This window comes from Streptomyces sp. ME02-8801-2C (genome assembly GCF_033793965.1).
GTDB lineage: Bacteria > Actinomycetota > Actinomycetes > Streptomycetales > Streptomycetaceae > Streptomyces.
This window is the reverse complement of record NZ_JARAXP010000006.1, coordinates 206383-219055: the sequence shown is the minus strand read 5'-3', so window position 1 is coordinate 219055 and position 12673 is coordinate 206383. Positions and strand designations below refer to the sequence as shown.

The window sequence follows — 12673 nt, the reverse complement described above, 5'->3', positions numbered from 1 at the left end:
GAGTCCCGAAGGTAGATAGAGCGCGTTTCCGCCCTGTGGCTGTGGGTGACCGGAAGGGAACTTTGCTCTCACCCCGCGAGGAGATGGGATGAGAGGTTACGCAGAACGAGGTTACGGCCAGAGCGTTGCGCAGGGTGCCGACACCCACTCTTGGGGGCCTTGAGGTGCCGCTATCCTCTACCGGACCCCACACAGGGAACGGGAGAATCCATGTCCGCCGAGTCCAGGTCCGACAGGCCGCAGGCGCAGCCTGCAGCTCAGCGCTCCTTCGGCGGAAACGTGTTGTTCGCGGTGGGGTTCCTTGTCGTCTTCGCGACGACGATGGGCGGGGCGTTCGGCGCTGTGTTCCTGATGATGAGGCTCGGGGACTCCACGCTGTCGTCCTTGGTTCACGAGGACGGGCAGGGCGCCCTGATCATCGGCGGAATCGCTCTCGGGGCGATTCCTGGGCTGTACCTGCCGCTGATGCTGATCAACATGGTGCGCGGCTCCGGGGACGAACCGCGGATGGGGCTGGGCTCGGCGGCCAAGACGGTTCTTGGGCTGGTCCTCTTCGACGTCTACGTGTTTGTCCTGGCCGTCCTGGTGTCCCTGCTGGGGTGGCTTCTGCCTCAGCAGATCACGACCTTCGTCGCGGTCTGCGTCATCGGCTTCTGCTGGGTCCCGATAGGGCTGTTCCCGTGGGAGAAGGTCGGCCTGGGCGGCGTGGTCGGAATCCGCCGCCCAGGGTCCCGTCGTCCGTCGGTCTCACTCCAGAAGGACTGACTCCGCCAGCTCGTCGGCGATCTTCTCCAGCTCCTCGCCGAAGCCCAGGGTCGACCACAGCAGCCGGCATTCCAGCGCCGTGGGGTACTTACGCGGCAGGACGTAGTGGGCCAGCCCCTCCACGATGGAGCCACCGTCGGAGTCCGGCGCCGTCGGCTCCAGCCGGTGGACCCTGAGGGCCGGTCCCAGCGGCAGCTCGACCTCCGTGAGCCCCTGCTCGCCGAAGTACGGCCCCTCCGCTCGGGCCGCCTCGGCGCGGAAGGCGGTGACGGTAAGGGACTCGGGCGGGATTCTCAGTTCCCTGACCGTGTACGAGGCGATGATCGCGCTCTCCGGCGGGGCAAGCACCGCCGCGCACAACGCCCGCAGCCGGACCGCCACGCCCCAGTACCACAGGACGTCCATGGCGAACGCGTCCCGCGCCTCGGCGGGCGTGTCCTCGGCCAGGTGCAGCGCCGCGACCTCGCGGGCCCAGGCCTCGGGGTCCTCGTTTCGCAGGTCCAGGACCAGCCAGTTCTGCGGGGCGGGAAGCATGACCCGGCACTGGCGCCAGTCGTCCGTGACCATGGCCGTCACCTCCCCGCCAGCGAGGCGTCGGAACCGGTGACGTCGATCTCCGGGTCGCCGCCGAACAGTCCGGCGAAGCTGATGGAATCGGATGTCGTACCTGCCGCCATACCGCCGAGCGCCACCGAGTTGTACGCGATGGCCTGCTTGAAGGCGTCGGGGGTACCGATCATGGCGAGGTCGTCCGCGCCGATGTTCTTCATCCGTGCGAGTTCGTCGACCATGCCCGGTCCCCCGTACATACTGGCCAGGCCACGCGCCCCCGCCGTGTTGTAGGCGTTGCGCATCGCGGCGAAGTTGTCGCCTCCCCTGGCCAGGAGGCCGAAGTTGCTGCGTACCGCGCTCAGGTCGTCCGCGAAGGATCTCGGCAGCCCCTTGAAGGCGGCTCCCAGCGACACGTTGGGCAGCGCCACGTTGTCGAGGGCTCCGGCGCGCGGCCCGACCATCGACTCGACGAGCGCACGCGTCGCGCGCGAGTTCGCCCCCGGGTTCCAGGCACGGACGTACTGGTTCGCGGCGGTCCAGACCCGGCTGCGCCCGACGGTGGTCGCGAGCTTGGCGCCAGAGGTGAAGACCCGCCCGATGCCGAACGTCGCCAGTCCGAGGACGTCCATCGCCACATCGCCCCAGGACCCGTCGCCGTTGATGGCGAGCAGGACGTGACAGACGAGTGAGACGACCGTCATCACCAGGGCGATGGTGCCCAGCACCCCCGCCAGAGCCTGTCCAATGATCGGAATCCAGCCGACCAGCAGCGCCGCGAGTCCACAGACCGCGGCGATTGCCCCCGCGATCTCACTGATGGTCTTCAGCGAATCCCGCAGATCATCCAGCCACCCGTCATTGAGCCCATCCCCCTCCGTCGTGTCATGGATGGCCTTGGCCGCCTTGTCGCCCGCCTCCTTGTGGCGGGTCTTCACCGCCGCGAGCCGGCCGCGCAGGCCGTCCAGGCCCTCCTGAACGTCGGTCACCTTCTTGTCGAGCTTCTTCTGCTCGCCGTCAGTGGTGCCCTTGGGCGGGTCGCCGGCGGCGGACTTGGCCGAGGTCAGCTCGCCGTCCTTGGTCTCCGCCTCGCGCAGGAGCTTGTCCGCGTCCCCCTGAATGGTCTCCAGCTCGGTGTAGTACGTCTTCAGCGCGGACGCTGCGTCGGCGTAGCGGTCGTGAGCCTTGCCGACCGTCTTCGCCGTGTCGTCGGCCTTCTCGGCGAAGGCCTTCCCGGCCTCGGAGTCCCAGCTCTCCAGGTTCCCGAGCCGACGCAGCGCCTCGGTGGTGTCGGTGATGGTCTTGGCCGTGGCCTCGAACCGGCGCGAGAGGGCCTGCAGTTCGTGGACGTCACCAGGCACAGGGTCGCCGCTCTCCCCCAGCACCTCCCACCGGTGGTCCGCGGGGCGGGTCACTTCTTCTTCCCCTTGCCCGTGAGCGCGTCGTACAGCGCGGTGTCGAGTTCCTTGTACGCCTTGGCCGACTCGTGAGCGACCTGCCCGAGGCCCTGGATCTGCTCGATCATCTTCTTGCGGTTGTCGTCCCAACCGTCCGAGAAGTCCTGCAGTCGTTCGTGGAGTTGCTGGTGGCCGACGGTACGGCGGTCGTACGCGTCCATGAGCTTGTCGAGACCCTCCAGTTCGGTCGCCACCGTCCGCAGACCGGTGCCGACCGTTTCCAGGTCGTCCAGGTCGACCCTCAGTCGCTCGCCCATCCCTCTTCTTTCTCCCCGTTGTCTTCTGCGCTGTCTTCCGCCCTGTCGACTTTCTGCCACCGCAAAGTACCGGCCACCGCGTCGAACAGCCCGACCATGGCGTCCGCGATCGGTTCCAGCGGAGTGCTGAAGGTCAACATCAGTACCTCGTCGCGGTCCGGGACCGGCACGAAGTACTCCACAACGGTGTCCTCGAACTCGGACCCCAGCTTCCGCGACTGCTTCGACCGCTCACGCCGGACCAGCCGGGCCGCCCGTCCGGCGGGCAGCCTCGTCAGCTGGACCTCGCCCGAACCGGCGAGCGCGGCGACCGCGTCCAGGCTGTCGAACTTCTGGTGGAGGTGGGAGACCAGGAGAGAGGCGGACAGCGGGATGCCGCTGACCTCCAGGAACGACAGGTACAGCACGACTCCGCCCTGCTCGACCCCGGCGCCGGCCGTGTCGAGCAGCTGCTCCTCGGCCTTGCGGCGCAGGATCGGCTGGTCGTCGACACCGGCGAACTGTCTCCTGATCAGCGCGCTCACGGACGCCTCGCGGCGCTCCCGGGGCTGCAGTGGAATGCGATACCAGTCCTCGGGCGTGATCAGTCCGAAGACCGGCGCGTGTCCGGAGGGCGACTGTGCCTTGCTCAACTTCGTTCTCTCACGAGGGCGATCGGCTGACCTTGCGGGGCGGGAAGGCCCGGGGCAGCATCACGGTAACGGGACGCGAGGGGCAGACACCAGAGCAAATCATGCGCTGCCCTTTACCCTCACTCCGCGAGTAGCGTGATAAAGGTTCCGCCGACCAGAGGGAAGACCAGATCAGACGCCCGTATCCTTGTGCTACGAAATGCGCACTCTGAGGGGCGCCGCCGGCCGCAGCCTGGAACTCGACGGTGACACCATCTGCCGGTGACTCGGTTCGACCGGGTCGAAAACCTGAAACCGCCCCGCACAGCACCTACCAGCCTCCCGGCCTCAGCCCGGTTGATGGCGGTGACGAGGGACGGGGCCACTCGACGACTTTGCCGATCATGCCGCTCACGCCATCGGCATACCACCGTTAATCTGTCTCCTCGTGACCTGGGGGGACTTGTGCGCATGAAATCGATCACCGTCATGGCTGGGTTGGCGTGCCTGCTGGTGGGTGCCACCACGACCGGCTGCTCGGGCAGCGACCCTACGGACATGCTCACCGCCCAGCAGATGCTCGACGATGCCAACGACACCATGAGCGGACTCAAGTCGGTGACCATCGAAGGAGTCACCACCAAGGCCAAGAACAAGGGTGGCGACATCTCCAGCCGCCTGACCACCGACCTCGACAGCAGGTGCACGTCGAAGGTGACGTGGGAGGCGAAGGGAGCCGTCCTCGAGCAGATCAGAGTCGGCGAAACGGACTACGTCCGCCCGAACCGGGAGTACATCGAGGGGTGGTCGGGCAAGGCCATGGACGGAGCCCAGGACACCTGGATCAAGACCGCAGCGAGCAACGCACAGCCGGGCGACGGGCTCTCCGACTGCAGCCGTGACTTCACGTCCTTCGGTACGGCGAAGAAGGGTGAATCAACCGAGGTCGACGGAACCTCGGCGATACGTCTCGTGGTGACCGACGAGGAGGACAAGGGCGGCGCCTTCATCTTCTACGTCGCCACCGAGGGCAAGCCGTACATCCTCAAGGTTGTCTACGAGGGCACCGAATACAGCACCACGACCACCTACAGCGCTTTTGACGAGCCCGTGAACGTGCAAGCGCCGGCCGAGACGAACGTGCTCGACTCAGCCCTCATCGACCGCTGAGCCCGGCACCGACCTCGAACCACAACAGCTTCCCGGCACCGCGGTCGAGCAGACCGTCGCCGAGCGGCCAACCGCCCCACGAGCTGGCGTACTCCTGCATGAGCAGCAGCCCACGCCCACGCTCCGCGTTCGTATCCCACGCACCCACCCGCAACCGCCTGTCCCCCCGTGCGGTCAGCCGCACGGACGCCGGCCCCTTCGTGTGCCGGTACGCATTGGTCACGCATCAAGGACTTCCTCCATGCCGTGCCCCTTCAAAGCGGCTCGTAGAGTCATACGTGCGACTCGTGCGGCACGGGGGCCGTGGGGCAGGCGAAGGGCGTACACCCGGGTGTCGGGAGATGTCCCGGCCGGACTGATCACCGCACGCGGGCGCGCCTGGGTCACCTCGGGCGGGGCGGGTCTGATGAGTACGCGTACTCAGCCCCCCTGAGTCGCTCGGCCCTGACGGGCCTCCGCCGGGTTGCGGACGATGGGGCGTTCCGTTCGTGTCGAGAGAGGTGCTCATGCGTCGTGATCTGCAGGTGCGCGTTGCCACACCGGAGGATCTTGAGTGGGTCCACGAGCTGCGTCACCGGGTGTACGCGCGGGAGTTGGGCCAGCATGGGCCGGATCCGAGTGGGCGGCTTCGGGACGGGCTGGACGGGGACAACGTCTATCTGGTCGCGGCGCGAGGCGCGGATCGTGTCGGGTTCGTCAGTCTGACTCCGCCCTGGCTGGGGCGGTACGGGCTGGACAAGTACCTGACCCGCGACGAGTTGCCCCTGCTGAACGACAGCGGTCTGTTCGAGGTGCGGATCCTCACCGTCGAGCCGCGCTGGCGGGCCTCCGCGGCAGCTCCGCTGCTGATGTACGCGGCGCTGCGCTGGATCGCCTCCCGGGGTGGTCGGCAGGTGGTGGCGATGGGGCGTACCGAGCTGCTCGACATGTATCTGGCCGCCGGCCTGCGCCCGGTCGGCCGGACCGTCCGCAGTGGGGCGGTGACGTTCGAGGTGCTGACCGGGAGCGTGGCCGAGCTGACCAGGGCCACGATGGAGCGTTACCGCACCACGCTGGAGCGGTTGCGGTCCGCCGTGGACTGGCGGCTGGACATGCCGTTCGCGCCCCGGCCGGACGGCTGCGAGCACGGCGGTGCCTCGTTCACCGCCATCGGTACGGACTTCCGCAGTCTGGGGCGGCGTCGGGAGGTGGTCGCGGCCGATGTGCTGGACGCCTGGTTCCCTCCCGCTCCCGGGGTACGGGCGGCGCTCACGGAGGATCCGGGCTGGACGGCCCGTACCTCGCCGCCGACCGGTGCCGAGGGTCTGCTGGCGGAGATCGCCGCGTCCCGGGCGCTGCCGGCGGAGACCCTCGCGGTCGGCGCCGGTTCGTCCGACCTGATCTTCCGGGCGTTCGGGCGGTGGCTGACCCCGGAGAGCAGGGTGCTGCTGATGGATCCGGGCTACGGCGAGTACGCCCACGTCACGGAGCGGGTGATCGGCTGCCGGGTGGACCGGTTCCGGTTGCGCCGCGAGGACGGCTGGCGGATCGATCCGGCCCGGCTGGCAGCTGTCGTCGGGGCCGAGCACTACGACCTCGTGGTGGTGGTCAACCCCAACAACCCGACCGGACGTCACGCGCCGGCCGCCGAGCTGCGTGCGGTGATCGCCGCCGCTCCGGCCCGGACCCGCTGGTGGATCGACGAGGCCTACCTCGGTTATGTCGACCTGGGCGAGTCGCTCGCCGACCTCGCCGCCACGGACCCGCGCGTGGTGGTCTGCACCTCGCTCTCCAAGATGTACGCGCTCTCCGGAATGCGGGCCGCGTACCTGGTGGCCGAGCCGGTCACCGCGGCGCGACTACGCCGATGGACGCCGCCCTGGCCGGTCAGCCTCCCCGCGCAGCTGGCCGCGGTGGCCGCCCTGCGCGACCCGGCGTACTACAGCGACTGCTGGCTGCGCACCCACGAGCTGCGCCGGCGACTGGCCGCCGACCTGGCCGGGGTGGACGAGACCGTGGTCGTGGAGGAGGGCGTGGCGAACTTCCTCTCGGTGACCCTGCCGCCCGGCGGGCCGAGCGCCGCACAGGTGGTGAACGAGTGCCGCGCCCACGACGTCTATCTGCGCGATCTGTCGCCCTTGTCGCCGGAGTACGAGGGACGCACCGTGCGGGTCGCGGTGCGGGACACCGCCGAGAACGCGCGCATCGTGGCCGCGTTCCAGACCGCTCTTGACGTACTGAGGCCGCGTGCGGCGACCTCGTCGCCCGCTTCCCTGCCTGAGCCCGTTCCCGCCGCCGGATCCGCCCGGTGATCACTGTTGCCTCGCTGGCGCCCTACCTCGGTGGGGCGCTGGCGCTCGGCGGAGTCGCGGTGGTGGCGTCGCGGCGCCGTGAGCTGATGGTCAGGTGGTGCGCCTGGGCGGTCGGGGTGCCGCTGGTCACCGGTGCGTTCTGGTGGGGCCACCCGGGGACAGCGGCCCTGGCCGTCGTGGTCGGGGTGATCGCGGTGCTGGAGTTCGGCGGGCTGATGCAGCTGGGCCCGGTGGACCGGCTGGTGCTGGCCGCGGCGGTGTCGGGCGTGGTGCTGGCCGCATGGCTGGCGCCCGGGCAGGTACTACGGGTGGTCGCGGTCGGGGCGCTCGCGGTGGCCGCGCCGCCACTCCTGACCGGTGACGCCGACCATGGACTGCGTCGGCTCGGCGCCGGCCTGCTCGGGCTGGCCTGGCTGAGTGTGCTGGCCGCGCTGGTGCCGCTGGGAGCGAGTGCGCTCGCGTTGTTCGTGGCCGTCTCGATCGCCGACATCGTGGCGTACTTCGCCGGCCGGAGGCTGGGCGGCCCGCGTCTGTCGCCACTGTCACCGGCCAAGCGGTGGAGCGGGACGCTGGCCGGGGCGACGGCGGGCATCGGCGTGCTCGCGGTGCTGTCGGCGCTGAGCTGGCCGATGGCGATCGCGGTGGCGGTCGGCGGCCCGGCCGGGGACCTTCTGGAGTCCATGGTCAAGCGGGGCGCCCGGGCAAAGGACGCCGGCCACTGGCTGCCGGGCTCCGGCGGCCTGCTGGACCGGATCGACTCACTGCTCATCGCCCTGGCGGTGCTGCTGGTCCTGCGCTGAGGTTCAGCGGCGTGGCGGACCGCCTTGGCGCATGCGGCCGTACGGCCTCACGATCTCGCGGACCGTCTCCCGGTCACGCGGACTTCCCGGCGCAAAGGACTGAGTCCGACGACTCGTCGGCGGTCTTTCGATGGTGCCGCTGCCGCCGACCGCGCCGTCCGGCGAAGCCGGGATCACCGCCAACAAGCCTCTTTCGCAAGCCAGTTCGATGTGTAAGTATCTCCGTGCCCACGGGGGAAGTGGGGCAAGGAGTGCCGTGCGTGACCAGTGCGGCTCGTGCTCCCTGCCCGCGTCCGGGCGCCGTTGTCTGTGTCCTCGCGTTCTCTGACGTACCGTCCTTTTTCCGACGTACGTCATTTTCTGTTGCCGCGCGATGCGTTCGCCGTTCGCCGCTTCCCCTTCTGGGCCGATCCTTCGACCTTCGACCGAGAAGACGGGAAGCAACGTGCGCAGAGCGTTACTTTTACGGGGCCGTCCCCGGAGCAGATCCATGTCCCATGGCCCGCGCAAGGGCCCGGCCGGCGTCGCACTGGCGACAGCGGTAGCCGTGCTGTCCGGCCTGGTGTACGCCGTACCGGCCGGCGCCACCCCCGAGCCGCTGCCGGACACCGGCGGCACCCGGATCTCCTTCGGCCAGGACCTCCGTGCCAACCGCTGCGAGGCCGGCTTCGGACTGCACATCGGCGGGCCGGTGCTGAAGGCCGCCGCGTCGAAGGCCCTCAACGGCACCGACACCGAGCTGGCCGCGGCCCTGTACCGCCGGGCCAACATCTACCCCAGCGTCCTGGACGACGCCGTGACCGACGACGTCGCCGGGATCTCCGACTACGTCACCGCCTCCAACGCGAGCACCGCCCGCTGGGAGGCAGCCAACCGCGCGTACGCCACCTCGTACTACGGCGGTGACGGCGGCGTCACGCTGCACGCACCCGAGTTCGACGCGACCATCCGCGCCTTCACCATCGGCCCGCAGAAACAGCTGTACGACCGCTTCGGGGAGGACGGCCGCAGCGTTCCCGGTGCGGCCGCCATCGCCAGCGCCAAGAAGCTCAACGCCGTGATCACCGGCAAGGATCCGCAGGGCGACGACCGGATCGCGGATCTGATGCTGTCCAACGGCAGCCTCACCGCCCCCTACAACGGCACCACCTCGACCGACATCGCCCGCTATCTGCGACAGGGCGGCTTCCCCCGGCAGGCACCGGCGGAGGACAGCGCCGAGTACCGCATGGAGGTGGAACAGCTCAAGATCGCCTGGGGCAACTGCGACAGCTGGAACCCCATCGACCCGCGCCGGGTGCTCGCCTCCGTAACGGCCACCGCCTACGCGGAGTGGGAGGCGGAGTACGCGTCCCAGGCCAAGCCCCGGGCCGACATCATGGCCGCCGAGGTGACCGCCGCCGCGCAGGTGCACAAGGCGACGGACGCGATGATCGAGGGGATCGCACAGGCCTGGCTCGCCGAACAGATCCTGGTCTGGCAGAAGTACTGGGCCGGGCAGCCCAAGGACGACCCCCTGCGCCCCAAGGCCGCCGTCTTCACGCAGGCCACCACCGACCTGGCCAACGCCCGCACCCGGGTCTCCGCCCAGCTCACCCTGGCCAACCAGGCCGTGACCGCCGCCAAGACCGCCGCCGACAAGGCGGTCGCCGCCCAGAGCAGTGCGTACGCCATCGCGGACTCGGCCAAGACGCCCCGTGGGCGCGGTCTGCTGTACGCCCAGCAGTCGGCGCAGGTCGTGAAAGCCTCGTACGCGGCAGCCCAGGCAGCCGCCAAGGCCACCCAGACCGCGGTGAACGCCGCCAAGGCCACCGTCGCCGATGCGAAGGCGCAGTTCGCTCTGGCGCAGACCCAGGCGCACGCGCTCAACACCGAGTTCCGTCGGGCCGCCGCCGAGGAGGCCGCCGCCCAGGCGAAGGCCGCGGCGACGGCAGCGGACGTACAGGCCAAGGAGGCCGCCGCCAACGCCACCAAGGCGAAGGCCGCGCAGGCCACCGCCGAGGCTGCCGAGAAGACCGCGCGGACCGGCGCCGCCACGGCCGCCGCCCGGCGCGCCGACGCCGAGGCCGCCCGCGACGTGGCGAAGGCCGAACACGCCACCGCCAGCCGTGAACGCGCCAAGGCCCAGGACGCGGAGACCCGCGCCAAGGCGGACGCGGAGACGGCGGCCACCGCGCGGGGGGCCGCCGAGACGGCGGGAGCGACCGCCTCGACCCGCTTTGAGGCGACCGTCGAAGCGCAGCAAGAGGCCTACGAGGCACGGGACCGGGCAAAGGCGGCGCAGGAGACCGAGCAGGCCGCGCTGTCCCGGGCCGCCGCGCTCGAAGCGGCAGCGGCGGCAGCCGTCGGTACGGCGACAGCAGCCGAGACCCGGGCCGCCGCGACCGAGGCCAGGGCCGCCGCGAACACCGCGACGGCGGCAGCGGCCAGTGCGCGGCAGAACGCCGCGACCGCCACGACCGCCGCCCTCAACGCCCGCGCCGCCGCCACCCGGGCGGACGCGGCAGCCGGTACGGCACAGTCGGCGGCGGACGGCGCCGCCGCCGCGGCACTCACCACCCATGCCGCGGCCGTCACCGCGCACGCTGCCGCCGCCACGGCGATCAGCGCCTCCGCAGCCGCGCAGAAGAACGCCGAGAACGCGGAGGTCGAGGCCAAGAAGGCGGCCGCGGCCGCCGTCACCGCCCGGCAACAGGCCACGGCCGCCCGCGAAGAGGCCCTGAAGACGGCCAATTGGGCGGCGGTCACCGCCGGCCAGGCCTACGCGGCGAGCGAGGCCGCGAGCGCGGCGCGCGACTCGGCCGCCGAGGTGATCAGGCCCGCCAACGACGCCATCAACATCGGCACCCCTTATAAGGAGACCGACTCCGCCGCCGCCTACGCCGTCCTCACCGGTCAGACCTCGCTGACCCTCGCCGAGCAGCAGGCAGCGGCGGCCAAGGCCAAGGCCGACGACGCGGCGAAGGCCGCCGCAGCCGCGAAGGCGCTGGCCGACAAGGCAGCCGCCGACGCCAAGGCGGCTGCCACGGCCGCGGCGAACGCAGCCGCCGACGCCGCGAAGGCCGCCACATCGGTGGCAGCGGCCCGTGCCTCCGCCGCCGAAGCCGCCAAGGCGGCGGAGGCGGCCAAGAAGGCCGACATCAACGCCCAGGCGTACGACGCGCAGGCGAGTTCGGACGCCGCCTACGCCCAGACCGCGGCCTACACCGCCAAGAGCGAGGCCACCGCCGCGAACAACGAGGCCACCGAGGCCGAGCGCGACGCGGCCGGTGCCCACCAGGCTGCCGACGCGGCCACCGCCGACGCCGCGAGTGCCCGCGACACCGCGGCCCAGTCGGAGAGTTACGCCACCGCGGCGGAGGCTGCCGCGAAGAACGCGGACGGCGCCGCCAAGGACGCCGACGCCTCCGCCACCAAGGCTGAGGAGGAGTACGAGAAGCGGGTCCAGGCGGAGCGCGCCGCCAATGCGACCGGCGCTCCCGACAGCGGCCCCGGACTGTCCGCCGACGACGAGGCGCTGCTGCTCGCCCAGTGTGGCCAGAGCTGCGTCGACGACTACCGGGCGGCCAAGGCGCTCGCGTCCCTGGATGTCATCGACTGGGTCAAGCAGAACGGCGCCGAGATCCTGCTCGAAGTCATCGGCGTCAACAACGTCAAGCGCTGCTTCGGTACGGGTGACGTCGAGAGCTGCCTGTGGTCGCTGGTCGACGTGGGCAGCCTGGTCCTGGCGGTCGGCAAGCTCCCCGCGGTCACCAAGGCGATCGTCAAGGTGTCCAGTGGCATCGCCAAGTTCCTCGACGACGTGGCTCAGGCGAAACACACCCTGGACCGGCTCCGGAAACTGCTGGAGAAACTGCGCAAGGGCAGCACGCCGGTCAAGTGCCTGCTGAGCCTCGCCGACGACGTCCTCGGAGCGGCAGCCCTCGCTCCTGCTGGGGGCACGCGTACGGCACTGGCGGCGACGCCCGCCGTGGCACCCGTCGGCCTGGCTGCCGCGCCCGCCCCCAAGAACTGCATGTCCTCGTCGATCGGCAAGGACAAGGTCCTCTCCGAATTGGCGCGCGAAGCGGGGAAGAACCGGCAGGTCCAGGCCGACTTCGACCATCTCTTCGAGCAGTTGAGCATGGACAACATGAAGGCGGGCATCGGCACCTCCTACCACAAGGCGACCGGCATAAGCTACGCCCGCGGCCGGAACGGCGGTCGGTTGTTCTTCCGCAAGGAGGGCAACTCGATCGAGATCATGGCCAAGGCGGACAAGGACAACGAACAGAAGGTCTTCAACAGGTTGAAGAAGCTGTATGGAAAGAAATGACGACCCCTACTGGACCGTCCGGACCGCGAAGCTGTCCCTCCGCTTCCTCATCGGCGATGGTGACTCCCCGGAGACCGTCGACAACGTGGACGCCGTGATCACCGGCCCCGACGGGACGCGGTGGAGCGCGACACTGCTCACCCGGTCTGCGATCGACTCGGTCATGGGCCGCTGGGCGACCACCGGTGAGTGCCTGGGCGGTCAGTACTTCCAGGTTCAAGACCTTGTCATCGTTCGAGAACCCGGAGTGGACGCCATGGTCCGGGCGCTGGAGGACATCTTCGACGAGTACGGCCTGGACACGGACGTACTCCCGAAGCTCGGCCCCCTCGACGACGAGGACGACGACGAGGACCGGGACGAGGAGGACGAGGAAGAAGACGGCTGACGTCGGACAGTCGGCACAACACGGCCCGGCACCCACCAGGGTGCCGGGCCGTCCCACTCCCCGTCCCCCT

At 70.2% G+C, this 12673-nt stretch carries 10 protein-coding genes and 1 pseudogene; 6 read left to right on the top strand and 5 right to left on the bottom strand.

Annotated elements, in window-relative coordinates:
- Positions 1–210: 210 nt before the first annotated feature.
- Positions 211–765, top strand: a complete 555-nt coding sequence (locus PV396_RS21170) for a hypothetical protein (protein WP_319206732.1) — start codon at positions 211–213, stop codon at positions 763–765.
- Here PV396_RS21170 and PV396_RS21165 read toward each other — a convergent pair.
- Genes PV396_RS21165 through PV396_RS21150 form a run of 4 tightly spaced genes read right to left on the bottom strand, consistent with a single transcriptional unit; the run spans position 748 to position 3660 of the window.
- Positions 748–1332, bottom strand: coding sequence for a hypothetical protein (locus tag PV396_RS21165; RefSeq protein ID WP_319206730.1), 585 nt, complete (start codon positions 1330–1332; stop codon positions 748–750). The two genes, PV396_RS21170 and PV396_RS21165, sit on opposite strands and share 18 nt — an antisense overlap.
- A 5-nt stretch (positions 1333–1337) precedes the next feature.
- Positions 1338–2729, bottom strand: coding sequence for a putative T7SS-secreted protein (locus PV396_RS21160; protein WP_319206728.1), 1392 nt, complete (start codon positions 2727–2729; stop codon positions 1338–1340).
- Positions 2726–3028 carry a hypothetical protein gene (locus PV396_RS21155; protein ID WP_319206726.1) on the bottom strand — a complete coding sequence of 101 codons (303 nt, stop codon included), beginning with the start codon at positions 3026–3028 and terminating at the stop codon, positions 2726–2728. The genes PV396_RS21160 and PV396_RS21155 overlap by 4 nt, the downstream gene beginning before the upstream one ends.
- Complete coding sequence (locus PV396_RS21150) at positions 3013–3660, bottom strand: hypothetical protein (RefSeq protein ID WP_319206725.1); 648 nt, start codon at positions 3658–3660, stop codon at positions 3013–3015. Before PV396_RS21150 ends, PV396_RS21155 begins: the two co-directional genes overlap by 16 nt.
- A gap of 450 nt (positions 3661–4110) precedes the next feature.
- Between PV396_RS21150 and PV396_RS21145 the strand changes: the two genes are divergently transcribed.
- The gene (locus PV396_RS21145; RefSeq protein ID WP_319206724.1) at positions 4111–4809 is read left to right on the top strand and encodes a hypothetical protein; all 699 of its coding nucleotides are present in this window, start codon (positions 4111–4113) and stop codon (positions 4807–4809) included.
- Here PV396_RS21145 and PV396_RS21140 read toward each other — a convergent pair.
- A pseudogene (locus tag PV396_RS21140) lies at positions 4796–5169 on the bottom strand (ATP-binding protein). The gene PV396_RS21145 and the pseudogene PV396_RS21140 sit on opposite strands and share 14 nt — an antisense overlap.
- Before the next feature lie 146 nt (positions 5170–5315).
- On the opposite strand from PV396_RS21140, the gene PV396_RS21135 reads away from it, so the two are divergent.
- From PV396_RS21135 to PV396_RS21120, 4 genes are all read left to right on the top strand, one after another.
- Complete coding sequence (locus tag PV396_RS21135) at positions 5316–7100, top strand: histidinol-phosphate transaminase (protein WP_319206722.1); 1785 nt, start codon at positions 5316–5318, stop codon at positions 7098–7100.
- Positions 7097–7900 carry a phosphatidate cytidylyltransferase gene (locus PV396_RS21130; protein ID WP_319206719.1) on the top strand — a complete coding sequence of 268 codons (804 nt, stop codon included), beginning with the start codon at positions 7097–7099 and terminating at the stop codon, positions 7898–7900. The genes PV396_RS21135 and PV396_RS21130 overlap by 4 nt, the downstream gene beginning before the upstream one ends.
- A gap of 490 nt (positions 7901–8390) precedes the next feature.
- Entirely contained in the window at positions 8391–12215 is a 3825-nt protein-coding gene (locus PV396_RS21125; protein ID WP_319206717.1) for a hypothetical protein, read from the top strand.
- Positions 12202–12603, top strand: coding sequence for a hypothetical protein (locus PV396_RS21120; protein WP_319206716.1), 402 nt, complete (start codon positions 12202–12204; stop codon positions 12601–12603). The genes PV396_RS21125 and PV396_RS21120 overlap by 14 nt, the downstream gene beginning before the upstream one ends.
- Positions 12604–12673 lie beyond the last annotated feature (70 nt).

Excerpts from the sequence above, each read along its gene's own strand:
- PV396_RS21170 (WP_319206732.1), top strand. The coding sequence starts at position 211 with ATGTCCGCCGAGTCCAGGTCCGACAGGCCGCAGGCGCAGCCTGCAGCT.
- PV396_RS21165 (WP_319206730.1), bottom strand. The coding sequence starts at position 1,332 with ATGGTCACGGACGACTGGCGCCAGTGCCGGGTCATGCTTCCCGCCCCG.
- PV396_RS21155 (WP_319206726.1), bottom strand. The coding sequence starts at position 3,028 with ATGGGCGAGCGACTGAGGGTCGACCTGGACGACCTGGAAACGGTCGGC.
- PV396_RS21145 (WP_319206724.1), top strand. The coding sequence starts at position 4,111 with ATGAAATCGATCACCGTCATGGCTGGGTTGGCGTGCCTGCTGGTGGGT.
- PV396_RS21135 (WP_319206722.1), top strand. The coding sequence starts at position 5,316 with ATGCGTCGTGATCTGCAGGTGCGCGTTGCCACACCGGAGGATCTTGAG.
- PV396_RS21125 (WP_319206717.1), top strand. The coding sequence starts at position 8,391 with ATGTCCCATGGCCCGCGCAAGGGCCCGGCCGGCGTCGCACTGGCGACA.
- PV396_RS21120 (WP_319206716.1), top strand. The coding sequence starts at position 12,202 with ATGGAAAGAAATGACGACCCCTACTGGACCGTCCGGACCGCGAAGCTG.